The organism is Stenotrophomonas sp. YJH_SMC_27, from assembly GCF_059369815.1.
In genome coordinates this window covers 194,030-220,239 of the sequence record NZ_JCAFTA010000009.1, presented here as the reverse complement: position 1 = coordinate 220,239, position 26,210 = coordinate 194,030, and the positions used below count along the sequence as shown (strand labels likewise).

Below are 26,210 nucleotides of genomic sequence, written 5' to 3'. Positions count from 1 at the left end.
TAACATCCTGGCCAGGAAGCTGGCCAAGATCGCCTGGGGCGTCTTCAAGAGCGGTCGGGACTTTGACCCAGCCATGCTGAAAGTGGGTCAAGCCTGCTTCCAGCAGGCTTGACCGCGAACATAGGATCTCGGCTCTACAGGAACGCGTGCTTCAACCCTCCAGCGCGTCCAGGTAGCTGCGGCGCCAGTGGTTGATGTCGTAGGTGCGCAGGTGCTCCATCATCGCGTGCCAGCGCTCCTTGCGCCTGCTCAGCGACATCGTGGCTGCGGTGGCGATCGCATCGGCCACGCCGTCCAGATCATGCGGGTTCACCAGCAGTGCCTGCTTCAGTTCGTCGGCGGCGCCAGCCAGCAGTGACAGCACCAGCACGCCCGGATCCTCCGGGTCCTGCGACGCCACGTATTCCTTGGCCACCAGGTTCATGCCATCGCGCAGCGGCGTGACCAGGCCGACCGCCGCCGCCCGGTAGAAGCCGGTGAGCGTGGCATGTGTGAAGTTCTGGTTGACGTACCGCAGCGGCGTCCAGTCCGGCTCGGCATGGCCGCCGTTGATGTGGCCAGCGATCTGCTCCAGCTGGCTGCGCAACTGCCGGTACTCGGTGACATCACCGCGCGAGACCGGGGCGATCTGCAGGTAGGTCAACGAGCCGCGCTGGTCAGGGTGGCGCTGCAGGTAGCGCTCGAAGCCAAGGAAGCGCTCGGGGAGGCCCTTGGAATAGTCCAGGCGATCCACGCCGATTGCCAGCTGGCGGTCGCGCAGGCTGGCGCGAAGATTCTTCACGGCGGTCTTGGTGGCGGCTGTGCCGGCCTGGCGTGCGATCAGCTCGGTGTCGATGCCGATCGGGAAGGCTGCTGCACGGAAGCGGCGCCCGCCCGGCGCTTCCAGCTCGCCGTTGTCGAGCACGCGCCCGCCGCCGAACAGGCGCAGGTAAGTCTGGAAGCGATCGGCATCGCGCTGGGTCTGGAAGCCGACCAGGTCGTAGGCGTACAGCGCGGAGAACAACCGCAGGTGATCGGGCATCGCCTGCAGCAGGTCCGCCGACGGCATCGGGATGTGCAGGAAGAAGCCGATGCGGCAGCCGATGCCGCGCTCGCGCAGCAGTGCGCCGAGCGGAATCAGGTGATAGTCATGGATCCAGACGATGTCATCCTCGCGCAGCAATGGCGCGAGCTTGTCGGCGAACAGCGCATTGACCTTGTGGTAGGTCTCGCGGGTACCGCGGTCATAGTCGACCAGATCCAGGCGGAAGTGCAGCAGTGGCCACAGCGTGCGGTTGGCAAAGCCGTTGTAGTAGCCATCGACCTCGCGCTTGCTCAGGTCCATGGTGACGTAGTCGATGTCACCGTCCTTCTGCCGGTGCAGCGTGCCGCTGCCTTCCTTTACGGTCTTGCCGCTCCAGCCGAACCACAGGCCGCCGCGCTCCTTCAGGGCGGCCAACAGGCCGACCGCCAGGCCGCCTGCGCGGTTCTCGCCGGGCACGGCCACACGGTTTGAAACCACGACCAGACGACTCACGATGCCTCCTGCCAGGACCGCGACAGGCGCATCGCGGCGGTGATCAGGCCGACGTGCGAATAGGTCTGCGGGAAATTGCCCCAGGCCTCGCCACTGTCGAAGGCCAGATCCTCCGACAGCAGGCCCAGATGGTTGCGCTGCTTCAGCAGCAGCTCGAACATCTCGCGTGCTTCGTCCATGCGCCCGATTGCCGCCAGCGCATCGATGTACCAGAAGGTGCAGATGGTGAAGCTGGTTTCCGGTTCGCCGAAGTCATCCGGCGCGACGTAGCGGTACAGCGAATTGCCGTGCTTGAGGTCGCGGCCGATGGCATCGACGGTGGCAATGAACCGGGCGTCCATCGCGTCGATGAAGCCGATGTCGGCCAGCAGCAGCAGCGAGGCATCCAGGCGATGGCCGCCGAAGGTATCGGTGAAGTGGCCCAGCTCCTCGCTCCAGGATTCGGCCATGATGCGGGCGTGGATGGTGTCGGCGCGCTCGCGCCAGTAGTGTGCGCGGTCATCACGCTTCAGGCGCACGGCGATCTTGCACAGGCGGTCGCACGCAGCCCAGCACATCGCGCTGGTGTAGGTGTGCACTTCGGTGCGGCCGCGGAATTCCCACAGGCCGGCATCGGGGACGTCGTGCAGGGCGAAGGCCTGTTCGCCCAGGGGTTCCAGGCGGGCAAACGTGTGCGCGTCGCCGGGATCCTGCAGGCGACGGTCAAAGAAAAGCTGCGTGGACGCCAGCACCACGCTGCCGTACACGTCGTGCTGGCGCTGCACCCAGGCCAGGTTGCCGCGGCGCACCGGGCCCATGCCGCGGTAGCCGGACAGGCTCGGCACTTCGTCTTCGTCCAGCTTGGCTTCAAAGCCGATGCCATACAGCGGCTGCAGCGTGCCGTCGGTGGTGGCCAGGTTGAAGATGTAACCGAGGAACTGTTCCATCGTGCGCGTTGCGCCGAGACGGTTCAGCGCGCGCACCACGAAAGCTGCGTCACGCAGCCAGCAGTAGCGGTAGTCCCAGTTGCGCACGCTGCCGGGTGCTTCCGGAATGGAGGTGGTCATCGCCGCGATGATCGCACCGCTGTCCTCGTACTGGCACAGCTTCAGCGTGATCGCGCTGCGGATCACCGCGTCCTGCCACTCCAGGGGAATGGACAGGTAGCGCACCCATTCGCGCCAGTAGTCGCGGGTGCGCTGGAAGGCTTCCTGCACGTAGCCGCTGATCGAGCGGTTGAGCGATTCGTCCACGCCCAGGATCAGGTGGACGGGATGGCTGAGCACGAACGGCAGGCCGTCGCGCACGAAGCGGACCGGCACATCGGTGGTCAGCCGCAGCACGTGCTCGGGCAGGATCCAGCGCACATGGTTGCTGCCCCAGGTGGACTCCGGCACGCGCGCGCCCCAATCGGCCAGCGGGCGGGCGCGCACGGTGATGCGTGGGCTACCGGCCAGCGGGCGCACCTGGCGGATCAGGCTGACCGGCCGGTAGAAGCGGTCGTTCTGCCGCCAGCGGGGCGCGAAGTCGAGGATCTCCAGTTCGCCGCCGTGCGTGTCGCGCAGGACGGTGCGCAGGATCGCCGTATTGGTCAGGTACTCCTGCTCGCTGCTGGCGAAGTCTTCCAGCTCGATGGCGAAGTCACCACCGGTCTGCTGGTTGGGGCCGAGCAGGGCACAGAAGGTGGGGTCGCCGTCGAAGGTGGGCAGGCAGCTCCAGACAACGCGGGCACGTTTGTCGACCAGGGCGCCGAAGCTGCCGTTGCCGACCACGCCCAGATCAAGATCGGGTTGGGTCATCACGCGGTACATCTCGGTTGCGGCCGTGGGGGGGCCGGGTCAATAGGCATTCTCACGCAGCCAGGCGTGCACGCTGCGTATGTCGGGCAGCGCGAACACGGCCACGCTGGGTTCGCGTTCGCCCACCAGCACGCTCCAGCCATGCTGGCCGTTGGCAGCGTCGAAGCCGAATTCGTCGGTGAGGTCGTCACCGAGGAAGACGGGCAGGCGGCCACGGAAGGGCAGGTACTGCATCATCCTCCGTACCGCACGGCCCTTGTCGCTGCCAACCGGGACGAACTCGACCACGTGGTCGCCGGGTTGCAGGCGGTAACTGGAACGGCCGCGCACGTGGCGGTCGGCGAAGGCGCGCACATCGCTGGCGGCGTGCGGCGCGCCGCGCCAGTGCAGCGCCAGGCCCACACCCTTGTCTTCCACCAGCACGCCGGGGTGGCCATGGGCGAAGCGCATCGCCTGCTGGTGCAGCGCGTGCAGCCACTCGGCGGTGTCGTCGTCGTGCTCCTCGCGCAGCACACGACCGTCCTCGCCGCGCAATTCATGGCCATGCAGGCCCGCGGCAGGCAGTTGCAGGGGAGCGAACAGTTGATCGAGCTGCTCAAGCGGGCGACCACTGACCAGTGCTACGGCACCTTCCAGGCGGTCGCTGATGCGGCCGATGGCGTCACGCACATCCGGCAGCAGCTGCACGGCATCCGGGCGCGCAGCGAACTCGATCAGGGTGCCATCGACATCGAGGAACAACGCACAGGCGTCGTCCAGCAATGGCGGTGGCGGACGCAGGGGGAGCGGTTCAGCCATGCGGCCCACCTTGCCAGCGTGGGCGTGTACGTGGGGTCGAGGGCAGGCTACGGATCAGCTTCGGTGGGTGCCGACCGTTGGTCGGCACGGCAGGTCAGCCTGCATCCAGCCCAAACAGCGCGGACCAACGGTCCGCACCCACCGAGAGCGATCACTTCCGGTGGGTGCCAACCGTTGGTTGGCACAAAGGGTCAGCCTGCATTGAACCCGGGCAGTGCGGACCAACGGTCCGCACCCACCCAAGGCAATTACACCCAGAGCAATCAGAAGGTATAGCGGACGCGGCCGTAGTAGTACGCGCCATTGCTGCCGATCGGCGACAGCACGTCATACGGCAGGTTGCCGAAGTAGTGGATATCGCTGTTGGACCGATCCGGGTAGTTGTCGGTCAGGTTCTGCCCGCCGATGGCCACGCTCCACTGCGGGGTGATGCGGTATTCGACTTCCGCGTCCAGCTGCCACTCGGCCTGGTAGGTCTGGCGCGGGATGTTGCCATCACCGAAGTTGAACACGCGGGTGGCGCTGCCGTAGCGGTTCACGCGGCTGCTCAGCGACCAGTGGTCGTTGCTCCAGGCAGCCGAGAAACTGCCACGTGTACGCGGTGTGGCATCGGTCAGCGTGTTGGTCTCTTCAATCCCGAACAGCACATAATCCGGGTCCAGCGCCTGCAGCTGGGCCGGCGTGGCCAGCACGTTCTTCAGCGTGGTCTTGGTATACGCATAGGTGCCGGTCAACAGCAGCTGGCCATCGCCCAGCGACTGGCGCCAGTTGCTCACCAGCTCGGCGCCACGGGTGCGGGTATCGGCGGCGTTGACGAAGAAGCTGGCGCTCTGCAGGCCGCTGACACCGTAGTTGGCTGCCACGTAGCCGGTCAGTGCATCACCGGTGATGCTCTCCGACAGTGCGATGCGGTCGTCGATGTCGATCTGGAAGAAGTCCAGCGAGAGGTCGAAGTGTTCGCCGATGCGGCTGGTGAAGCCCAGCGACGTGTTCAGGGATTTTTCCGGTTTCAGGTCCTGCGCGCCAAGGCCACGCGCGATCGGATTGTTGACCGACAGCAGTCGGCCCTGCACCAGCTGGCCACCAGCGTTATAGCCGGTGGAGGTGGATTCGTAGCCGATCTGCGCCAGTGAAGGTGCGCGGAAGTTGTTGGAGATGGCACCGCGCAATGCAAACGCCGGCGTGAACTCGTAGCGCAGGCCGAGCTTGCCGGTCAGCTCGCCGCCGAAGTCGTCGTTATGCTCGTAGCGCGCGGCCAGATCGGTGGAGAACTTCTCGCCGAACTGGCTGGACAGGCTGGCATAGGCGCTGGCCACGTCGCGCGACAGGGTGGCGGCGTCCTGTGGGGTCAGGCCGCCACCGGCCTGCGAGCCGGTCGGGCGGTCGGTGTACGGGCCCGCCGCATAGCTGGCCGGGTCGCCGGGGCGGGTCTGGTAGCGCTCATGGCGCGCTTCCACGCCCAGGCCCAGCGTGTGGCTGATGCTCTCGCTCTGGGTGAACACGCGGCTCAGGTCGAGGTTGCCCACGGTCTGCGCGTACTCGTAGTCGGCGGTCTTGAAGCGGGTCGGGCTGGTCGGGCCCAGCGACGCGTTGAGCGAATCACGCAGGCGGTAGGTGAAGTCGTTCTGGCCGTAATCGACGCTGCCGTCGTAGCTCCATTCGCCCCACTGGCCACGCACGCCGGCCACGGCCTGCACGTCGCGGTTCTCGCCTTCTGAGACAGGCCGGTAACCGTTCGGATAGACCTGCTTCCAGTTGGCATCGCCATCGGGGTAGCGGAAGTAGTTCGCGCCTTCGGTATCGCGCTGGTTGAAGGTGCCGAACGCGTAGAACGTCGAGGTCTGGCCGACCGGAATCTCGGTGTTCAGCCACAGGTTGATGTCCTTGCTCTGGCCATCACCCAGCACATAGTTGCGCTTGCCCTGCAGCGCCAGGTTGCCCGGGGTCTGGTCCCACGGCGGAATCTCGTCGAAGCCGGCGCGGTTGGTGCCGTTGCGGTGCTTGTATTCCAGGCCGACGCGCAGGAAGCCACCGTCTTCGCCCAGCGCTGTGCCGACCTTGGCGCTGAAGTTGCCGGTCTGGCCATCGGTGAGGGTGCGCCCGATCGGCTTGAGGTCGGTGTGGTTGGCACCATAGCTGGCCTCGATCTCACCGCCGTCGCCGCCGTTGTCGAGGATCACGTTGATCACGCCGGCCACGGCGTCCGAGCCGTACAGCGCGCCGGCGCCGTCGCGCAGCACTTCGATACGCTTGATCGCGCTGACCGGGATCGAATTGAAGTCGACCGGGGTGGTGCCCTTGCCGATCTTGCTGTCGGTGTTCACCAGCGCGGTGTGGTGGCGGCGCTTGCCGTTGACCAGTACCAGCACCTGGTCCGGTGACAGGCCGCGCAGCTGTGCCGCGCGCACGTGGTCGGCGCCACCGGAGTTGGACTGGCGCGGGAAGTTGAACGAGGGCAGCAGCGCCTGCAGTGCGCTGCCCAGTTCGCCGTTGACCACGCCGGCCTTGCGGATGTCCTCGGCGGTGAGCACGTCCACCGGCGAGGTTGACTCAAGCACGGTGCGATCGGCGGCGCGGGTGCCGGTGACGATCACCGTGTCCAGGTTGGTGGCGTCCTGAGCCAGGGCCGGGACGGCGGCGGAGGAAAGCGAGAGGGCGATGGCGAGGCCGAGCGGCGACGCGGGCAGGCGGGTGGACATGGGGGCTCCAGCAACAACGACGACGGGGAAGGGGAGATAGTTTCACTTACATCCATCCGGATGAAGCGATATATTATCTTCGCGTGATGACCGGTGCGGATGCAAGCCCCTGCCGGTCCGGCATGAGCTGATGCCCGGTTGGCATCAGCACGCCGGGCCGGTGGCGCTGTACGCTGCTGGCTCGCCTTGTCCCCCCTTCTCCGGAGCTGTACCGATGAAACACCTTGGCCTCGTCTTCGCCGTGCTGCTGGCCACCAGCGGCTGCGCCAGCCTCTCATCGCAAGCGCCCAGCGCCTATGCCACGGCCACTACCGCCGAACTGAAGGGCGACGCCGCGCGCCCGTCTTCCGCGCACGGCTGGGTGCGCAGCGAGCTGTACTTCGGCGTGGGCGAGGAGCAGGGCGCCGGCAACCGCCCGCAGGCCGACACCATCAGCGACGCGCAGTGGCGCACCTTCCTGGACAAGGAAGTGACCCCGCGCTTCCCGGATGGCCTGACCGTGTTCGATGCCTACGGCCAGTGGCTGTTCCGCGGCGATGCCGCGCCCAACCGCCTGCGCACGAAGGTGCTGGTGGTGCTGCATGAGGACACCCCGCAGCGCCGCGCCGATATCGAAGCGATCCGCCTGGCGTGGAAGCAGCAGACCAGGCATCAGTCGGTGCTGTGGTCGCGGCAGCCGGTCGAGGTATCGTTCTGAGTTGAAGGCGCCGCCGCGGTGCCGCAGGGAGCAATGATGAACTACAGGGAATGCCTGCTGGGCCTGGTATTGGTGGGCGTGCTGGCACCGCCGGCGCAGGCGGGTGGGGACGACGGCGAAACGCTACGCTTCCAGGTGGCCGCTCATGTGCAGGCGCATGCCGATCCCCAGCAGGACGGAAGCATCGTGGTGCAGCTGTCACCGTCGGGCAAGCGCCAGACGCTGGCGGGCGCGGCCGATGCCGACGGCAATTCGCGCTGGGGTCTGGAAGACGTCGATTTCGATGGCTACCCGGAACTGGTCGCGCGCGCCCCGGTCGGCATGGTCAACGAGGCGGTGGCGGTGTACCGCTTCGATCCGACCAGTGCCGGTTTCCGCGCGCTGCAGGCCGGTACCCACGGCAAGGACAGTTGTGGTGACCTGATGGGGCTGAGCGTGGACGTTGCCACCCGCACCCTCACCAGCAGTTGCCGCAGCGGCCCGATGTGGTACACCGACCAGTACCGGTTTGCAGGCGCGAAGCTCCATCTGTACCGCTCTGAGAGCGTGCTGATGCTGGGCGATACGTTGAACGCCGCGCTGCAGTGGGAACAGACCGGCGAGCAGGGCCCGCTTGCCGTCTGGCGCACCTATGATGCCGCCGGCCGGGTGCTGGAAAGTGCCATCGCCGATGGCCTGGGTGCACCGCCGGATGGACCGTTGCGTGGCCAGCAGGCCACCGTGGTGCCCGCGCGCCTGTTCCTCTTCGACCGACCCGGCGCGTCCAGCACCAAGCGTTACCTGGTGCAGGGGGATCGCGTGGAACTGCTGGATGAACAGGACGGCTGGGTGAAGCTGCGCTACCGCAACCCGAAAAGCGGTGCGGTGGAGGGTTGGATCAACGTCAATGATTGACGAGACGTCTACCCGCAGTTTGCACATCGAGGCAATGGGCAACTTGCCCACGGGGGCATCACTTCATCGGGTCTAGCCTCGGACGTTCCCCCGTTCGAGGATGTATCCGATGAGCAAGCGCGTGGCCGAAATCGTGGTGGACGCCCTGCAGCAGGCTGGTGTCCGCCGTTGCTACGGCATCGTGGGCGATACGCTCAACCATGTGACCGATGCGATGCATGGCAGCGAGATCGCCTGGGTGCACGTGCGCCATGAAGAAGTGGCAGCGTTCGCCGCCGGCGCCGATTCGCTGGTGAGCGGCGAGTTGACCGCCTGTGCGGGCTCCTGTGGTCCCGGTGGCCTGCACTTCATCAACGGTGTGTTCGAGACCAACCGCAACCGTGCACCGATGGTGCTGATCGCCAGCCAGGTGGTGACCAGCGAGCTGGGCATGGAATTCCCGCAGGAAGTGGATTTCAAGGCGGTCTATGGCAGCTGCACGGTGTTCTGCGAGCAGGTGCACAGCCCGGAGCAGGCGCGACGCGTGGTGGCCCTGGCCTGCCAGGCGGCGATCAGCCGGCGTGGCGTGGCGGTAGTGATCCTGCCGGCCGACATCAGCCAGGCTGAGGTGAAGCACGATGTGCCGTTCTCGGTGCACTACACCCAGCCGGTGCTGCGCCCGTCCGACGCCGAACTGCAGCGCATTGCCGAGCTGCTGGGGCAGGGCAAGCGTATCGGCATCTATGCCGGTGCCGGTTGCCAGGGCGCGCACGCGCAGCTGCTGGAACTGGCCCGGCGCCTGCAGGCGCCGGTTGCGCATACTTCGCGCGCCAAGGATTTCGTCGAGCCGGACAACCCGTACAACATGGGCATGACCGGCATCTTCGGCATCGAATCCGGCTTCCACACGCTGATGGAGTGCGACACGCTGCTGCTGCTCGGCGCCGACTTCGCCTGGGGCCAGTTCTACCCCGACAAGGCCACGATCATCCAGGTCGACCGTGATGGCAGCCACCTTGGCCGCCGCCACCCGGTGAACCTCGGCGTGGTCGGCGATATCGCGCCCACGCTGGATGCGTTGCTGCCGATGCTGCCGCCGCGCGAGGACGGCAGTTTCCTGGACGAGTGCATCGAGCATCGCGACAAGGCGCTGAAGAAGCGCGAACAGGAGGAGCAGCCGGGCGAGGGCGAGCTGATCCACCCGCAGCACCTGACCGCGCTGCTCTCGAAGCACGCTACCGAGGATGCACTGTTCACCGCTGACGGCGGCTCGCCGATGGTCTGGGTGCTGCGCCATATCCGCGTCAACGGTCGCCGCCGCACGCTGACCAGCCTGCTGCACGGCACGATGGCCAATGCAATGCCGCAGGCCCTGGGCCTGCAGAAGGCGTTCCCCGGCCGGCAGGTGATTTCGCTGTCCGGCGATGGTGGCCTGGCGATGCTGTTGGGTGACCTGCTGACCGCGGTGCAGGAAAACCTGCCGATCAAGGTGGTGGTGTTCAACAATGGCTCGCTCAACTTCGTCGAGCTGGAGCAGAAGGTGGAAGGCCTGCTGGACAACTACACCGACCTGAAGAACCCGGACTTCGGGCGCCTGGCCGAGGTGATCGGCTTCCACGGCCGCACGGTGACCCGTAGTGAGGATCTGGAGGAAGCGGTGCAGGATTTCCTGTCGCAGCGCGGCCCGGCACTGCTGGACGTGCACACCAGCCGCGCCGAGCTGGTGATGCCGCCGCAGATCGAGGCCAAGCAGGTCGCCGGCACGGCGCTGTACGCGGCCAAGGCGGTGTTGAACGGCCGCTTCGACGACGTGAAGCATCTGCTGGTGGACAACTTCCTGAAGAAGTAGGGGGAGTCGATGCAGGGCTGCGCCCTGCACCCGCCGACACCACCGCAACCGCCGAAGCAAGGTCAAAAGCAGGTTTGCCGTGAGTAGGCGGGGTGGGTCCGGTTGCGGGGGGCGCTGCAAGTCCCCCTCCGGGGCCCGGCCCAGCCGCTGGCGGCTGTGCGTTCGGGCGCTTGCGAAGCAGTGCTTCGCAAGCAAAGCGCCCTCACCCATGTAAGCTCGGTCGCCGCTTGCTCGTGTGCGCAGGATTGCGCACACGAGCAAGCGGCGACCGAGCTTACAGGGACGTACTTGCAGCGACCCCTGCGCAGCCTACCCGCCCGGCCCACCCGCTGAGGTCCGCTGTCCGCGACCAACCCAGCCACGAGGGCCCCGCCGTTGGCTGGAACCCATCATTCCACGACGGAATTGGCGCGCCGGCCCCGCTGGGCCTACCATCGGCGGTCCCCACCCCCACCGCCCCTTCCATGTCCGCTCCCGCTTCCGCCGCACCGCGTCGCTGGTTCGTCGCCGGCGACTTCAACGGCTTCTTCGGCCTGGTCGTCGACAACCTCTCCATCCTCGGCTTCATCGCCATGGCCCTGGTCGGGATCTTCCAGTTCCCCGCCGACGTGGTGTTCGGCCGCATGTTCCCCGGCACGGCCTTCGGCGTGCTGATCGGCAACCTGCTGTACACCCTGATGGCGCGCCGGCTGGCCGCGCGCACCGGCCGCGACGATGTCACCGCTATGCCGCTCGGCCTGGATGCCCCGACCAGCATCGGCATGGCCCTGCTGGTGCTCGGCCCGGCCTTCATCGCTTTCAAGCAGCAGGGCATGGACCCGCACGCGGCGGGCATCGCCACCTGGCAGCTGGGCATGGCGGCGCTGGTCATCATGGGCGTGCTCAAGTTCGTTCTGTCGTTCTTCGGTGAAGCAGTCACCCGTGCGCTGCCGCGTGCCGCGCTGCTGGGTTCCATCGCCGGCATCGCGCTGGTCCTGATGGGCCTGTTGCCGCTGCTGGAGACGCTGCGCTCGCCGCTGGTCGGCTTCACCACGCTGGGCCTGCTGCTGTATGTGCTGATCGCCAAGGGCAAGCTGCCGGTGCGAGGCCCGGGCGTGCTGCTGGCCTTCGTGTTCGGCACCGCGCTGTACTACGGCCTGGGCCTGGCCGGGCTGGGCGCCCCCGGCTTCCATGTACCGGAGTGGGTGCCGCCGCAGGTGGTGCTGCCGCTGCCGACACTGGGCTTCCTCGACGGCCTGCCCACCGCGATGACCTACCTGCCGCTGCTGCTGCCGTTCGGCCTGCTGATGGTGGTCGGCGGCATCAATGTTTCTGAAAGCGCGCGTGCGGCCGGCGATGACTACCGCACCCGCGACATCCTGCTGGTGGAAGCGGTGGCTACGCTGGTGGCAGGCGTCTGTGGCGGCGTCGCGCAGACTACGCCGTACATCGGCCAGCCCGCCTACAAGCACATGGGTGCGCGCAGCGGCTATACGCTGCTGACCGGCCTGTTCGTCGGCATCGGCGGCATGCTCGGTATCATCTCCGGGCTGGTGCAGTGGTTGCCGCTGGCGGTGCTGGCACCGATCATCGTGTACGTGGCCATCGACATCACCACGCAGGCGTTCCAGGCCACGCCGCGCCACCATGCCGGCGCGATGGTGCTCGGTTTCCTGCCGTCGGTGGCCTACCTGCTGGCGATCAAGGCACCCGGCTGGATCGCACCGGATCAGCTGGCGCAGCTGCTGACCAAGCTCGACGGCCACGGCCTGCCGGAGCTGGCGGTGATCTTCACTCTCGGCAACGGCTTCATCATCACCTCGATGCTGTGGATTTCGGCGGTGGCGGCGATGGTCGATGGCCGCCTGCGCCGTGCCTGCGGGTTCCTGCTGGTGGCTGCGCTGCTGACACTGTTCGGGCTGATCCACTCGGTGGATCCGCGCGGCGGCATCTACCTGCCGTGGGACCTGGAAGGATTGGCGCGCATCATCAGTTTGCAGTTTGCCGGCGCCTACGTGGCCCTGGCGGTGCTGCTGGGCCTGCTGTCGCTGCAGAAGCAGCCGGTGCAACCGCTGGCTGATCGCACCGATCATTGACCGGTGACGCCGGGCATGGCCCGGCGCTACCGCTCCTTCCACTTCTGGTGCTCTGTAGAGCCGAGCCTGCGCTCGGCTGCTCTGAGCCGAGCATGGCTCGGCCCTACAGGGGCGTGTTGCAGGCGGCGAATGCTTACAGCGCGCTCTGCCGGCCAGCGGCCGGCACTACCGTTCGGCGTCCAGCTCCGGGTAGTGGCGGAAGATGCCATTCGTGTTGAACGCCAGACGTCGTTCCGAGGCCAGATAGGCGGCGATGTTCGGCCGCTTCGCCACCCGCGCCTGCAGCGCGCGCAGCAGGGGCAGGGTGGACGCCAGTGCCTGCATGCGGCGTGGAAACATGTAGTCCAGCCCACTCAGTAGCTGGAACAGCGACAGATCCACGTACGAATGCTCGCGCAGTGCATGGCGGCCACCGTTGGCGGCCAGCACCCGTTCGAAGTAGTCCAGGAACTTCGGCAGGCGCTCGCTGCGCAGCGACGCGGCACGTGCCTTGGCCTCGGTCTTCTGCGCTTCGTAGTACTTCGATGCGGCAATCGGATGGTGGGTGTCGTGCACCTCGGCCACCAGGTCGGCGATGGTCAGCTGCAGTTGCAGCGCCTGCATCCGCCGCGAGGCCGCCTGTGGCACCAGGTCCAGCGTCGGGCCGAGGAAATCCAGGATCGCCGCGACCTGCGCGATGACCTGGCGGCCGGCCTTCAGGAACGGCGGCGCGAAGGGCTGCGGGCCTTCGCTGTGGCCCTCCAGGAACGGCTGCATCACCGCATCGCCGTGCACCCGTGCCATGTCGATGTAGTCGGCGCCGGCATCTTCCAACGCCAGCCGCACGAACTCGCCACGGCCCTGAATGCCGGTCCAGTAGTACAGCGCGTACTGCATGGCGGTGCCTCCACAGGAAAAGACCCACAGCGTCGCGCGGAGCATGCAAAGCAGGCGTGAGCGCGGCTCTGCTGCAGGTCTCAACCCGAACGGCAGCGGAACAGGCGGGGAACCGGCTGCAATCGGTGGGGTCACACCTTCTCCATGCGTGTGAAACGAGGTGCTGCATCATGCAGAGTGCAAAGGCGGTATGGCCCTGGGTGCTGGGTGTGGTGGTGATCGGCGGCGCGGGAGGTTGGTTGTTCCGGGATCAGCTGAAGCACTTGGCAGATGGTGTTTCGGTGCCGGTGCAGTCAACTGCCGTCAGTACCAGCGCAGCGCCACAACCGCAGGCGGCCGCGGAACCCGCGCCAGCGCCACCGACGATCAGGCATCCGCTGGATACCGAGGCCGCCGCTGATCCGGCACTGCCGAAGCTGGCTGACAGCGATACGGCTGCCTGGGGTGCATTGAGCCAGCTGTTCCAGGGCGAAGGGCCGCTGACCCTGCTGCTGCGCGATCACCTGATCCAGCGCCTGGTCACCCAGGTCGACAACCTGGACAGGCCCAGCGTGCCGCCCACTGCGCTGGCCGCACGGCCGCTGCCGGGCAACCTCCAGGTCGAGCCCGGCGAAGGCGGTGATCGCACCGCCGCCAGCAACGCGGCGCGCTATGCGCCCTATGTGCAGGCCTTCACCGCGCTGGATCCGGCAGCAACGGCAACGGCCTACAAGCGCTTCTATCCGTTGATCCAGCAGGCCTACGTCGACCTGGGCCGGCCCGACGGATATTTCAATGATCGCCTGGTCGCGGTGATCGACCATCTGCTTGATACCCCGGAACTGGCCCAGGCGCCTCTGGTGCAGCGCGATGAGCGCGGCCGTTACCGCTTCGTCGATCCCACCCTGCAGTCACGCTCGATCGGGCAGAAGGCCCTGCTACGCATGGATCCTGCACAGGCGCGGGCGATCAAGCAGCAGCTGCGGGCGATCCGCAGCGCGATCACCCGCTGAGCCCGTCCACCGTGCCGAACTGATCGGGATCAACGCGCCGACCACACCCGTTCCGGCATGCTGGCCGCAGGCTGACTGGCCCCGGGGTGCAGTCGCAGCCACCCTTGAAACGGGGTGGGGCAACCGCATCTTCCCAGCATCGCCGGCGCGGGCCGGCCCTGATGACCGATGAGGATTCGCAATGCGGATGGACAAGCTCACCTCGCGTTTCCAGCAGGCGCTGGCAGACGCACAGTCGCTGGCCGTGGGCCGCGACAACAGCATCATCGAACCGGTTCACCTGTTCAGCGCGCTGCTGGACCAGCAGGGCGGCAGCACGCGCCCGCTGCTGGCCCAGGCCGGGGTGAACGTACCGGTCCTGCGCGAGCGCCTGACCGAGGCGCTGGACGCACTGCCCAAGGTATCCGGCCAGGCCGGCAACGTCTCGATGGGCAACGATCTGGGGCGCCTGCTGAACCAGACCGACAAGCTGGCCCAGCAGCATGGTGACGCCTTCATCGCCAGCGAGTGGTTCGTGCTGGCGGCGCTGGAGGATGGTGGCACGCTGGGCATGGCGCTGCGCGCCACCGGTGCCGACAAGACCCGCCTGCAGGCGGCCATCGACAAGCTGCGCGGCGGCGAGAACGTGCAGTCGGAGAATGCCGAGGAGCAGCGGCAGGCGCTGGAGAAGTACACCATCGACCTGACCGCGCGCGCCGAGAGCGGCAAGCTCGACCCGGTGATCGGCCGCGACGAGGAAATCCGCCGCACCATCCAGGTGCTGCAGCGCCGGACCAAGAACAACCCGGTGCTCATCGGCGAGCCCGGCGTGGGCAAGACCGCGATCGTGGAAGGGCTGGCCCAGCGCATCATCAACGACGAGGTGCCCGAAGGCCTGCGCGGCAAGCGCGTGCTGTCGCTGGACATGGGTGCGCTGATCGCCGGTGCCAAGTTCCGCGGTGAATTCGAGGAACGCCTGAAGGGCGTGCTCAACGACCTGGCCAAGAACGAAGGCCAGATCATCCTGTTCATCGACGAACTGCACACCATGGTCGGTGCCGGAAAGGCCGATGGCGCGATGGATGCCGGCAACATGCTGAAGCCAGCGCTGGCGCGCGGCGAGCTGCACTGCATCGGCGCCACCACGCTGGACGAATACCGCAAGTACATCGAGAAGGACGCTGCGCTGGAGCGCCGCTTCCAGAAGGTGTTCGTCGGCGAACCCACGGTGGAGGACACCATCGCGATCCTGCGCGGGCTGAAGGAAAAGTACGCCGTGCACCACGGTGTGGAAATCACCGACCCGGCCATCGTGGCTGCAGCCACGCTGTCCAACCGCTACATCACCGACCGCCAGCTGCCGGACAAGGCCATCGACCTGATGGACGAAGCCGCCTCACGCCTGCGCATGGAGATCGACTCCAAGCCGGAGGAGCTGGATCGCCTGGAACGCCGGGTGATCCAGCTGAAGATCCAGCGCGAGATGCTGAAGAAGGAAAAGGACGAAGCCTCGCGGCAGCGCCTGGCCGACCTGGAGAACGATATCGACGGGCTGGAGCGCGAGTTCTCCGATCTCAATGAAATCTGGAAGTCGGAGAAGGCCGCGCTGCAGGGCGCAACCAAGATCAAGGAACAGGTCGAGCAGGCAAAGCTGGAGCTGGAAGCCGCGCAGCGCCGCCAGGATTTCGCCAAGATGAGCGAGATCCAGTACGGCCTGTTGCCACAACTGGAAAAGCAGCTGGCTGCGGCCCAGGAAGCCGAGCACAAGGACTTCAAGCTGGTGCAGGACCGCGTGACCGACGAGGAGATTGCCGAAGTCGTATCGCGCTGGACCGGCATCCCGGTCAACAAGATGCTCGAAGGCGAGCGCGACAAGCTGTTGCGCATGGAAGAGGTGCTGCACAACCGCGTCGTCGGCCAGGAAGAAGCGATCAAGGTCGTCTCCGATGCCGTGCGCCGTTCGCGTGCGGGCCTGTCCGATCCGAATCGCCCGGCCGGCTCGTTCCTGTTCCTCGGCCCGACCGGCGTCGGCAAGACCGAGCTGTGCAAGTCGCTGGCCGAATTCCTGTTCGACAGTGCCGACGCGATGATCCGCATCGATATGAGCGAGTTCATGGAGAAGCACAGCGTCGCGCGCCTGATCGGCGCGCCTCCGGGCTATGTCGGCTACGAGGAAGGTGGCTACCTGACCGAGGCCGTGCGTCGCCGTCCGTACTCGCTGATCCTGCTGGACGAAGTGGAGAAGGCGCATCCGGATGTGTTCAACATCCTGCTGCAGGTGCTGGACGATGGCCGCCTGACCGACGGCCAGGGCCGCACCGTGGACTTCCGCAACACCGTCATCGTGATGACCTCGAACCTGGGCTCGCACCAGATCCAGGACATGAGCGCCGACGACAGTCCGGAGGCCTACACGCAGATGAAGGCGGCGGTGATGGGCGTGGTGCAGGCGCACTTCCGTCCGGAGTTCATCAACCGCCTGGACGACATCGTGGTGTTCCACCCGCTGGACAAGCAGCAGATCAAGCAGATCGCGCGCATCCAGATGCGCGGGCTGGAGAAGCGCCTGGCCGAGCGCGGGTTGAAGCTGTCGGTCTCCGATGCGGCGTTCGATCTGCTCGGCAACGTCGGCTTCGATCCGGTATATGGCGCGCGCCCGCTGAAGCGCGCGATCCAGTCGCAGCTGGAGAATCCGCTGGCGCAGCAGATCCTGTCCGGCGCGTTCGTCAACGGTGACACCATCGAAGTCGGCAATGAGGGTGGGCATTTGGTCTTCGCCAAGGCCTGAACCGGTGGCGCGCCTGCCATGGCTGGCGCGCCACCAACGCCTCAGCAAGGCACAATGATCCCGTTTTACTTTCGCAAGGACGAGGAGAACCGCATGGACGTTACCCGCAGGGTTTCACTCTGCGTGGCGCTGGCGCTGGCGCTGGCGCTCGCTGCAGTTGCTGGACACGCCGCAGCCGTCGAACAGGTCCAGCTGCCGCCGATGAAGGGTTACCAGCAGGCCCACCAGAGCACCGACGCACAAGGCAACCGCATCACCGAGTACGTGCCGCAGGGCCAGACCGTGCAGGACTGGACCGACATGGTTACCGTCAATGATGCGCCGAACAGTGGCCATGTGAGTCCGCGCGAGTTCCTCGGCATCATCGAGGCGGGGTGGCGCATGGCCTGTCCGGCTGCGCAGAGCCACTGGATCCGCGAAGGCGAGGAGGGCGGACGGCCATTCGCGCTGCTGATGCTCAGTTGCCCGCTGAACCCCGGCACCGGCAAACCGGAGTTCACCTGGATCAAGGGCATGCAGGGCAGGCAGGGCTTCCACACCGTGCAGAAGTCGTTCCGCGCCGAACCGGAGAAGGACGACGTCGTGCAGTGGATCGGCTGGCTGCGCGAGGTTGGCTTGTGCGGCAGCGGCGACGCCCCGGCCTGCCGCTGATCGCAGCAGAAGAGGGCGCCCAGCGGCGCCCTTCATGCATCAGAAGCGGTGCGTATAGCCGCTCATCAAGCCGAACTGGTTCGCCTTCTGCACGATCGGGCTGTCGGCGGCATCACCGAGCAGGCGCGTGCCTTCGGCCGAGATGTACCAGTTGCCGTTGCGGCCCACGCGGTGGCTCCACTTCAGGCCGACACCGGCACTGACCAGGCCGGCCTTTGGCTTGTGCTCGGCAAAGCCGGTACGCGCAGCCTGTTCCGGGCTGACGCCGTACCAGGTCTGCATGTAACCGCGGTTGCCGTAGTCGGTGGACACGCTGCCGCTGACTACGCCGCCGGCCAGGTCGAACAGCGGCATGCTCAGGTTCAAGTGCACCTGCTGGGTGGCCAGGCCGTTCTCGGCCTTGTCCTCGTCTTTGCGGGTGAACTGCCAGGAGCCGCTCAGCACGGCTTCGCCCAGCGTATAACCAGCCGAGACGCCGACCAGGGGACGGGTATCGATATCACCCATGCCGCGCAGGAAGTCGGAACCGCCGAGCAGCGAGTCCTTTTCCTTGCGGATGCCGCTGGCGCCGACATACGCGCGCACGCGGGTGTGCTCGCCGATGGAGGTGCCCCAGCCAATGCCACTGGTGCCCAGAAACCATCCACCCGGCGAGGTGACATCAAAGGACAACGACGGCGTCGCACGATACTCCTCGCTGCCGCTGTAGCGCGGCGCCACGCCACCGCCGGCAGCGAGCTCGAAGGTCCAGCGGTCATCCTGGGCGTAGGCGGTCGGTGCGGCGAACAGCGGCAACAGGGCCAGGCAGAGCAGGGCGGGGGAACGGCGAAGCTGGGACATGGAAACTCTCGACAATGGGAGGAAGGCAGCGCGCGCATCCGGCGAGTGCTGCAGGGTCGCTAGCGTGGCGATACGCCGGCGACCGATCCGTCCGCAGTTGTGCGGGAGTTGTAATCAACTGTAATTGCGCCCGTGGGCGTTCAGCTGGCAGCCAGCGGCCAGTGCATTTCCAGGCGTGCGCCGCCCAGCGTGGCGCGGCTGATGCGCAGCTCGCCGCCGTGGCGGGCGGCGATGCGGCTGACAATGGCCAGGCCCAGGCCGAAGCCCCCGGTGTCGCGGCTGCGGCTGTCGTCCAGGCGGGTGAATGGACGCATCACCTTCTCCCGATCGGCTTCGGCGATGCCGGGGCCATCGTCATCCACGCGCAGGCAGGCGCGGCCGCCGACACCGACCAGCGAGACTTCCACCTGCGAGCGCGCATGGCGCAGCGCATTGCCGACCAGATTGCTGAGTGCCAGCTGCAGCAGGCGTGGTTCGGCATCCACCCGTGGCAACGCACTGGGCTGCACGCGCAGCACCAGGCCGGCACGTTCGGCATCGCGGCGCGCATCGGCCAGGCAGGCCTGCAGCCAGTCGTTGGCTTCGATACGCTGCATCGGTTCGCCTTCGCTGGGGTGCTCCAGGCGCTCATACGCCAGCAGTTCGCTGACCAGCCGGTTGAGTTCGGCCAGATCGCCGTGCAGCCCCTGTGCCAGCCGTGCACGGCGTTCGTGATCGTCGCTGTCCTGCATCAGGTCCAGGCCGAAGGCCACGCGCGCGATCGGCGTGCGCAGCTCGTGCGAGATCGCATGGGTCAGGTCGCGCTGGCGCTGCACCAGTTCGGCCACGCGTGCCGCCATGCGGTTGGAGTGGTCGACGATGACCCGGATCTGCGAGCGTGGCGAGACCTGCGCACGTGCCTGCAGATCGCCAGCGCCGATGCGGTCGGCGTGCAGGCGCAGCGCTTCCAGGTCGCGCCAGAGCAGGCGCACCCACGCGTACAGGCTGGCGCCCACCAGCAGCAGGATGCTGAGGTAGGCGGCGATGGTCATGTACGTCGTCATCTGCACCGCGCCAGGCAGGCGCAGGTGCAGCCAGCGGCCATCGCTGCCCTCGATGGGCAGCAGGACCTGCTGGTATTGATCGCGCACGATGAAACCATCGGCCTTCACGGCCACCTGTTCCTGCGCGTCGAGTGCTGGAGGTTTGTCGAGCAGGGTCAGGGCGATGCCGTAGTGTGGCTGCCACTGCTGCAGGCGCTCACGCTGCTGGTCGGCATCCAGGCCGGCCAGGCCACTGCGCAGGGCGTACACCTGCCCGCGCACCTGCTGGACGAAGACGCGATCCTGCACGGGCGTGTAGATGCCGTCCAGGATGTGGTTGAGGAAGAACACCGACACCAGGAAGCAGGCACCCGTGATAAACCACAACCACAGGAACAGCCGCTTCATGCCGTCCAGGCCGACGGATTGAACTGGTAGCCGCGGCCCCACACGGTCTTGATCCGCCGCGGCTCGCGCGCATCATCGCCGAGCTTGCGGCGCAGCTTGCCGATGCTGACATCGACACTGCGGTCCAGGCCGTCAAAGCCGATGCCGCGCACCGCCTGCAGGATATGGTCGCGCGACAGGATCTGCCCCGGCTGGCTGGCCAGCAGCCACAGGATCTCGAATTCCGTGGTGCCCAGCTCGACCGGCTGACCGTGCAGGTGCACTTCGCGCTGCATGCGGTCGATCAGCAGTTCGCCATGCATCAGACGGCTGGGTGTGCCGGTGTTGCTGCTGCCATGGCGGCGGCGCAGCAGGGCGCGCAGGCGGGCCAGCAGCAGGCGCGGCTCGATCGGTTTGTGCACATAGTCATCGGCGCCCGATTCCAGGCCCAGCACCTGCTCGATGTCGTCTTCGCAGGCGGTCAGCATCAGGATCGGCACGTCGGAGAAACTGCGGATCTGCCGGCACACGTCGATGCCGCCGAGGCCGGGCAGCATCAGGTCCAGTACCACCAGCTCGGGCGCATGCTGGCGGCAGGCGGCGCCGGCCAGGTCGCCGCGGGCCACATGCTGCACGGCGAAACCATGTTCGTGGAGATAGTCGCTGACCAGTTCGGCCAGGCGACGGTCGTCCTCCACCAGCAGGACCTGCGTCGGAGTACCGTTGGCGGTTGGTGTCCAGGGGGATGGCTGCATGCGCGTGGGGCCTCCGTGCCCGGGCAGGAGCGCCCGGCGGCGAAGCCTATCAACGCCCCGTGACCGCTGCCTGAATCGCGGCCAACCTGATAACCCCCGGTATGGGCGTCATCGCCAGCAGCTTTCAGCGGCGGGCGACGGCTGGCCTATGGTGGCGGTTTCCCCGGATGGAGCCTGGCCCGATGAGCGACCCGCAGTGGCAACTGGAAACCCTGGCCGTGCACGGCGGCTACCGTCCCGACCCGACCACCCGCGCGGTGGCGGTGCCGATCTACCAGACGGTGGCGTATGCCTTCGATGACACCCAGCATGGCGCCGACCTGTTCGACCTGAAGGTGCCCGGCAACATCTATACCCGCATCATGAACCCCACCACCGACGTACTGGAGCAGCGCCTGGCTGCGCTGGAAGGCGGCATCGGTGCGCTGGCGCTGGCCTCGGGGCAGGCCGCGATCACCTATGCCATCCAGACCATTGCAGAGGCCGGCGACAACATCGTCGCCTCCAGCGCGCTGTATGGCGGCAGCCTCAACCTGCTGGCGCACACGCTGCCGCAGTACGGCATCCAAGCGCGCTTTGCTGATCCGGCTGATCCTTCTGCGTTCGCCGCGCTGATCGACGAGCGCACCAAGGCGGTGTTCGTCGAATCCATCGGCAACCCGCGTGGCAACGTCACCGACATCGCTGCGATTGCGGAGGTCGCGCATGCCGCTGGCGTGCCCCTGATCGTCGACAACACCGTGGCCACGCCGTTCCTGCTGCGCCCATTCGAGCACGGCGCCGACATCGTGGTGCATTCGCTGACCAAGTACCTGGGCGGCCACGGCACCAGCCTCGGCGGTGCCATCATCGACTCCGGCCGCTTCGACTGGGCGGCGCAGCCGAAGCGTTTCGCCCGCCTCAACCAACCCGACCCCAGTTACCACGGCGTGGTCTATACCGAAGCACTGGGGCCGGCGGCCTACATCGGGCGCGCGCGGGTGGTCCCGCTGCGCAATACCGGTGCCGCGTTGTCGCCGTTCAATGCGTTCCTGATCCTGCAGGGCATCGAGACCCTGGCCCTGCGCATGGAACGCATCAACGCCAATGCACTGGCCGTCGCGCAGTTCCTGAAGGCGCACGACAAGGTCGCCTGGGTGCGTTACGCCGGACTGGCCGACGACCCCGAGCACGCCGCCGCGCAGCGCTATCTGGGTGGGCACGGCTCGGGCGTGCTGACCTTCGGCCTGCCGGGCGGGCGCGAGGCAGGCGCACGTTTCCTTGACGCGCTGAAATTGTTCACCCGCCTGGTCAACCTGGGCGATGCGAAGTCACTGGCCACCCATCCGGCCTCGACCACCCACCGCCAGTTGGATGCGGCGGAACTGGCCAAGGCCGGCGTCAGTGAAGACACCGTGCGGCTGTCGATCGGCATCGAGCACATCGGCGACCTGCGCGCCGACCTGGAGCAGGCCCTGGCCGCAGCCTGATAGCCGCGCGCTTGGTGCATATCGCCACAGGCGATCACCACCGGTGGCGCGATGCGCTACGGTGGAACTGCCTCTCCAAGGCGTGGCAACGTGGCGATCCAGATCCCCGGTCGATGCGGGTCGACCGGGGATTTTTTTGTTTCCGGGGTCAGATCCGTTTTCCTGCGGAAAACGGATTTGACCCAATGCACCAACAGCAGCGGGGAACTGTCGAAGGCGGACCCACCCCGCCATCCCACGGAATGCCTCCTTTTGCTTTTGCCGTTGCAGTTGAAGTTGCTTCAGCAGGTGCCGGGCTGCAAGCCCTGCCGCAAGCACACTTCTCACACCACCGGGATACTGTGCTGCCCCAGATTCCGGTACGGCGGTGTGGACATGATCATCTCCGCCAGCGAGTACGCCAGCTCACGTTCGGCCATCACCGTGCCATCGGCACCGTGTTCCAGCAGATGCTTCACTTCCGCATCGCTGTGCGCGCGCGCCAGCAGGGTCAGGTCCGGGTTGATCGCACGCAGCTTGGCCAGTGCCTCGCCGGCTTCCAGCGGCTGTGGGATCGCCAGCACTGCGATCTTGGCCCGCTCCGGATGGGCCTCGGCCAGCACCCGGTCGGCGGCGGCGCTTCCACGGATCGCTGCCAGGCCCCTGGCGTGCGCCTGCTCGACGTGCTCTTTGTTGTCATCGATCACCAGCACCGGCACGCCACGGTCGCTCAGCACCTGCGCCAGTTCGCTGCCGACCCGGCCATAGCCGATCACGATGGCGTGGTCATGCAGGTCCCGTGACGGGCCGATGGCTTCAGGCGGCTCGGGTGCCTGCGGGGACTGCTCCTGCTTGGCCTGCCAACGGTCGAGCAGGCCGAACACCAGTGGGTTGAGCATGATCGACACCAGCGCACCGGCCAGCACCAGCGACTGGCCTTCCTTCGGCAGGATCTGCAGCGCCACGCCGAGGCCGGCGATGATGAAGGCGAACTCGCCGATCTGCGCCAGGCTGGCCGAGATGGTCAGCGCGGTGCTGGTCGGGTGGCCGAACGCACGCACGATGAAGAACGCGGCGGCCGACTTGCCGAACATGATGATCAGCACCGTGGCCAGCACCTGCCACGGGTGCTGCACGATGATGTTGGGGTCGAACAGCATGCCGACCGACACAAAGAACAACACCGCGAACGCATCGCGCAGCGGCAGCGAATCATGCGCGGCCTTGTGGCTCAGTTCTGATTCGTTGAGCAGCATGCCAGCGAAGAACGCGCCCAGCGCGAACGAGACGCCGAACAGCATCGCCGAGCCGAACGCCACGCCCAGCGCGATCGCCAGCACCGACAGAGTGAACAGCTCGCGCGAGCCGGTACCGGCGATACGTTCGAGGATCCACGGGATGACCCGGCGCCCGACCACCAGCATCACCGCCACGAACAGGCCCAGCTGCACGAAGGTCCAGCCGATGTCGGCCAGCACGCTGCCGAGCGAGTGCGACTCCTTGGCCGCGTCGGGGCCGAACACACCGGCCATCACCGGCATCATCACCAGTGCCAGCACACAGGCCAGGTCTTCCACGATCAGCCAGCCGACCGCGATCTTGCCGCGCATGGTCTCCAGCAGACGGCGTTCCTCCATCGCCCGCAGCAGCACCACGGTACTGGCGGTGGCTAGCGAGAAACCGAAGATGACGCCATGGATGGCGGGCCAGCCCATCAGCGAGGCCACGCCCCAGCCGAGCAGGGTGGCCACCGCGATCTGGCCGATGGCACCGGGGATGGCGATGGCCTTGACCGCCATCAGGTCCTTCAGCGAGAAGTGCAGGCCGACGCCGAACATCAGCAGCATCACGCCCAGTTCGGCCAGCTGGTTGGCCAGCGCCTGGTCGGCGACGAAGCCGGGGGTGAACGGGCCTACGCAGATGCCAGCAACCAGGTAACCGACCAGGGGAGACAAGCGGAGCTTGTTGGCCAGCGCGCCGAAGATGAAGGCGAGCCCCAGGCCAACGGCCACGATGTTGATCAGGTCGGTGTCATGGTGCATCGGCACTCGCAGGAAATCGGGGGAATGCCCCGATTTTCACCGATGCGGCCACATACGGCAAACCGGGCCAGCGTATCGGATCGTTGCGTGGGCGGAGCCATCAGTGGTCGGCGTCCGGCCTGGCGTGTGCGGCGCGATCGAGGGTGGCGCTGTCGGGATCGGACCTATTTGGGGTGGCCAGTGGCTCTGGACCGTGAACCGCAGGCAGGCCGACGCCACCCGAGAAAGGCACGGGAAGGGGATGGGTTCGATACGCGGCGGTGCCATCGCAGGACCCTTTGCCCCTGTGCGCCAAGGTTTTCAGTCGATCCAATGATATACGAGGGTGGGAAGTCATTCTGGTGGCGCGCGTTCTGGGCAGGACGCCTGAGGTCTGGCCGAAGTTTTCCCGAGCCCCGCACGCGTCACCATGTGCTCATTGCCCCTTCTGCTTGCCAACCAGGCGGGGCCTGCTCTCTTCAGACTGCAGGGGTGGATGACCGCATGAAGCTTCCCGACATTGACGTAGTGATTCAGGCGGTAGGCCAGGACACGAGTTCTGCTTCCATGTCCCGGTTGCTCCTTGAACTGGAAATCGGCGAGGTCGACTTCCGTCGCTATCCGTTCAACTTGGCCGGAAGGCGAATATGGACCGACAGCGAGGGTTCGCTGCAGTTGGAATTCAAGGACATCGGACTACTGAAGGACATTCCGTATCACGATCTGGACGATGGCCCATGGGTGCTGACCGACGCGATCTTCTGGGGAGTCAGGAAAAACAAGCGGGCCTACGCTGGGTCTTTACCCCACGGAGTGAGCTTTTCCATGCTGCGTCCACATGTCAGGGAGCGACTTGCCGTTCTGGGTGCAGGAAACGCTGTCGAGATGGGCTTTTCTGGAGAAGTGGATATCTGGTGGGTCAGCGGTCTGGAGCTTACGGTGGATTTTTCCGGTCCCGGAGATTCGATTCGCTGCGTATCCGTTGGCATTCCGGTGGACCGTACTCATAGCCAAGCGTAATCGCGGCGTATGCGCAACCCGCTCGAATGGACAGTGGGGCTTCCATGATTCTTCCAACAAATATGGTGCACATCCAGGCAGTAACAGCGCTGTTTGGCAGAAACGCCACTGACCCAGCCGTCACAACGGTGCTGCAATCGCTTGGCGTCAGGCGAAGGCCAGAGCTGGCCCATCCTGCAAAAAGCCCTTACGAGGCGATTGTGCGTGTGAGCGCGCGGGGCATGCTGTTCTCCTTCAGCGAGCGCAACTACTGGAACGGGCGATCCATTGCTTCGCACGGCAAGAGCGGTGAGCTGATCTTCACCAACGTTGCGGTGACGGCCGGCATTCCGGATGTCATGCGCAGGTACGAAGGCGACCTGCTGTTTGGCCTGCAATGGGAGGACGATAGGACGACAGCGCGCGAAAGGCTCGCCACGGCGGGCTTTGGGGGCAGCTTGCACGCCGGCAGGCGTGACGCGTGGTGGTTGCCTGACTACCGCATCCGTCTGACGTATCAGGCTGGATGCATCAAACAGGCAGGAGCGTGTGGGATCTTTGATATCAGCTTGGGAATTCCCATGCATCCATTGGCTTGCGCACCGGCAACGCGCGAGTACCCTTCGGCGGAGCAGGTGCTCGCTGTCCTCGGCAGATCGACCAATGACCCCGATTTCCAAGTCGCGTTCCGGGACCTTGGTCTTGCGAGTCTGATGGCGGAGGCGAGCAGCGAGGTCGTTGATAGAGCCGACGAGCATGGCTTCATCCTTTACTTTGACAGTAGGCAGGGCGTGCCCGGTAGCCATCCGGTATGCACCGGCATCAGTTTCGTCCGCGATCGACTGGGAAACTCAAGAGCCTGGGCTGGGCCGCTGCCATTCGGCCTTCAATTCGATGATCCGCCGTCCATTCTCGAAGAGCGCATGGATCAACGAGCCAGTCGTTGGCTTGATGAAGGAACGTTTGGCAGCGCGAGGTGGTCGCTGCCTGGTCTTCAAGTGAGCGTGAATTTTGACAGTCTGGACAACTGTCTCGAGTCTGTCCGTGTGATCGCAGAAGGTCATCGCACGTCCAATTGCCAGCCGCGCGGCTGATCTTGCCCGCAGCACATAATAAAACACCCGCCGGATCACTCCGGCGGGTGTGAGAGATGTGGCTAGGAGTTGC

General features: G+C 66.3%; 19 protein-coding genes and 1 pseudogene. 11 read left to right on the top strand and 9 right to left on the bottom strand.

Going from position 1 to position 26,210, the window contains the following annotated elements; all coding sequences use genetic code 11:
- A pseudogene (locus tag AC5P7R_RS15015) lies at positions 1 to 112 on the top strand (IS110 family transposase); the annotation flags it as partial.
- A 39-nt stretch (positions 113 to 151) separates the two neighbouring features.
- Here AC5P7R_RS15015 and otsA read toward each other — a convergent pair.
- From otsA to AC5P7R_RS14995, 4 genes are all read right to left on the bottom strand, one after another.
- Positions 152 to 1,516 (bottom strand): alpha,alpha-trehalose-phosphate synthase (UDP-forming), encoded by a 1,365-nt coding sequence (otsA, locus tag AC5P7R_RS15010; protein WP_021202062.1) that lies wholly within the window; start codon positions 1,514 to 1,516, stop codon positions 152 to 154.
- Positions 1,513 to 3,294, bottom strand: coding sequence for a glycoside hydrolase family 15 protein (locus tag AC5P7R_RS15005; RefSeq protein ID WP_031269310.1), 1,782 nt, complete (start codon positions 3,292 to 3,294; stop codon positions 1,513 to 1,515). The genes otsA and AC5P7R_RS15005 overlap by 4 nt, the downstream gene beginning before the upstream one ends.
- Before the next feature lie 39 nt (positions 3,295 to 3,333).
- Complete coding sequence (gene otsB / locus AC5P7R_RS15000) at positions 3,334 to 4,092, bottom strand: trehalose-phosphatase (protein WP_021202060.1); 759 nt, start codon at positions 4,090 to 4,092, stop codon at positions 3,334 to 3,336.
- A 263-nt stretch (positions 4,093 to 4,355) separates the two neighbouring features.
- Positions 4,356 to 6,791 (bottom strand): TonB-dependent receptor plug domain-containing protein, encoded by a 2,436-nt coding sequence (locus tag AC5P7R_RS14995; RefSeq protein ID WP_478436019.1) that lies wholly within the window; start codon positions 6,789 to 6,791, stop codon positions 4,356 to 4,358.
- 214 nt (positions 6,792 to 7,005) lie between these two features.
- Here AC5P7R_RS14995 and AC5P7R_RS14990 point away from each other — a divergent pair, with 214 nt between their 5' ends.
- The 4 genes from AC5P7R_RS14990 to AC5P7R_RS14975 all read left to right on the top strand — a co-directional run bounded on the left by AC5P7R_RS14990 (position 7,006) and on the right by AC5P7R_RS14975 (position 12,285).
- On the top strand, positions 7,006 to 7,488 hold the full coding sequence (locus tag AC5P7R_RS14990; RefSeq protein WP_021202058.1) for a DUF3574 domain-containing protein: 483 nt from the start codon (positions 7,006 to 7,008) through the stop codon (positions 7,486 to 7,488).
- 36 nt (positions 7,489 to 7,524) lie between these two features.
- Positions 7,525 to 8,382: an SH3 domain-containing protein gene (locus tag AC5P7R_RS14985; RefSeq protein ID WP_478436018.1), complete on the top strand. Its 858-nt coding sequence runs from the start codon at positions 7,525 to 7,527 to the stop codon at positions 8,380 to 8,382.
- Positions 8,383 to 8,491: 109 nt separating this feature from the next.
- Positions 8,492 to 10,210 carry a thiamine pyrophosphate-dependent enzyme gene (locus tag AC5P7R_RS14980; RefSeq protein ID WP_478436017.1) on the top strand — a complete coding sequence of 573 codons (1,719 nt, stop codon included), beginning with the start codon at positions 8,492 to 8,494 and terminating at the stop codon, positions 10,208 to 10,210.
- A 464-nt stretch (positions 10,211 to 10,674) separates the two neighbouring features.
- Complete coding sequence (locus AC5P7R_RS14975; protein ID WP_206621694.1) at positions 10,675 to 12,285, top strand: SulP family inorganic anion transporter; 1,611 nt, start codon at positions 10,675 to 10,677, stop codon at positions 12,283 to 12,285.
- A 165-nt stretch (positions 12,286 to 12,450) separates the two neighbouring features.
- Here AC5P7R_RS14975 and AC5P7R_RS14970 read toward each other — a convergent pair whose 3' ends face one another.
- Positions 12,451 to 13,161, bottom strand: a complete 711-nt coding sequence (locus AC5P7R_RS14970; RefSeq protein ID WP_227854173.1) for a glutathione S-transferase — start codon at positions 13,159 to 13,161, stop codon at positions 12,451 to 12,453.
- 170 nt (positions 13,162 to 13,331) lie between these two features.
- Between AC5P7R_RS14970 and AC5P7R_RS14965 the strand changes: the two genes are divergently transcribed.
- The 3 genes from AC5P7R_RS14965 (at position 13,332) to AC5P7R_RS14955 (ending at position 17,571) form a co-directional block, all read left to right on the top strand.
- Positions 13,332 to 14,153, top strand: a complete 822-nt coding sequence (locus tag AC5P7R_RS14965; RefSeq protein WP_111098910.1) for a DUF3014 domain-containing protein — start codon at positions 13,332 to 13,334, stop codon at positions 14,151 to 14,153.
- A 181-nt stretch (positions 14,154 to 14,334) separates the two neighbouring features.
- A complete protein-coding gene (gene clpB / locus AC5P7R_RS14960) occupies positions 14,335 to 16,920 on the top strand; it encodes an ATP-dependent chaperone ClpB (protein WP_111104408.1) in 2,586 nt (861 codons plus the stop codon).
- Between the two features lie 54 nt (positions 16,921 to 16,974).
- Positions 16,975 to 17,571, top strand: a complete 597-nt coding sequence (locus AC5P7R_RS14955; RefSeq protein WP_258392475.1) for a hypothetical protein — start codon at positions 16,975 to 16,977, stop codon at positions 17,569 to 17,571.
- 39 nt (positions 17,572 to 17,610) lie between these two features.
- Here AC5P7R_RS14955 and AC5P7R_RS14950 read toward each other — a convergent pair whose 3' ends face one another.
- The 3 genes from AC5P7R_RS14950 to AC5P7R_RS14940 form a co-directional block, all read right to left on the bottom strand.
- Complete coding sequence (locus AC5P7R_RS14950; protein ID WP_288040785.1) at positions 17,611 to 18,411, bottom strand: MipA/OmpV family protein; 801 nt, start codon at positions 18,409 to 18,411, stop codon at positions 17,611 to 17,613.
- A gap of 140 nt (positions 18,412 to 18,551) precedes the next feature.
- Positions 18,552 to 19,841, bottom strand: coding sequence for an ATP-binding protein (locus AC5P7R_RS14945; protein ID WP_207050046.1), 1,290 nt, complete (start codon positions 19,839 to 19,841; stop codon positions 18,552 to 18,554).
- Positions 19,838 to 20,575 carry a winged helix-turn-helix domain-containing protein gene (locus AC5P7R_RS14940; RefSeq protein ID WP_019660148.1) on the bottom strand — a complete coding sequence of 246 codons (738 nt, stop codon included), beginning with the start codon at positions 20,573 to 20,575 and terminating at the stop codon, positions 19,838 to 19,840. Before AC5P7R_RS14940 ends, AC5P7R_RS14945 begins: the two co-directional genes overlap by 4 nt.
- A gap of 182 nt (positions 20,576 to 20,757) precedes the next feature.
- Here AC5P7R_RS14940 and AC5P7R_RS14935 point away from each other — a divergent pair, with 182 nt between their 5' ends.
- Complete coding sequence (locus AC5P7R_RS14935) at positions 20,758 to 22,044, top strand: O-acetylhomoserine aminocarboxypropyltransferase/cysteine synthase family protein (RefSeq protein ID WP_197575570.1); 1,287 nt, start codon at positions 20,758 to 20,760, stop codon at positions 22,042 to 22,044.
- Between the two features lie 323 nt (positions 22,045 to 22,367).
- Here AC5P7R_RS14935 and ybaL read toward each other — a convergent pair whose 3' ends face one another.
- On the bottom strand, positions 22,368 to 24,065 hold the full coding sequence (gene ybaL, locus AC5P7R_RS14930) for a YbaL family putative K(+) efflux transporter (protein WP_021204723.1): 1,698 nt from the start codon (positions 24,063 to 24,065) through the stop codon (positions 22,368 to 22,370).
- 483 nt (positions 24,066 to 24,548) lie between these two features.
- Between ybaL and AC5P7R_RS14925 the strand changes: the two genes are divergently transcribed.
- A complete protein-coding gene (locus AC5P7R_RS14925) occupies positions 24,549 to 25,064 on the top strand; it encodes a hypothetical protein (protein ID WP_019338704.1) in 516 nt (171 codons plus the stop codon).
- A 44-nt stretch (positions 25,065 to 25,108) separates the two neighbouring features.
- Positions 25,109 to 26,137, top strand: coding sequence for a hypothetical protein (locus tag AC5P7R_RS14920; RefSeq protein ID WP_495214010.1), 1,029 nt, complete (start codon positions 25,109 to 25,111; stop codon positions 26,135 to 26,137).
- Positions 26,138 to 26,210 lie beyond the last annotated feature (73 nt).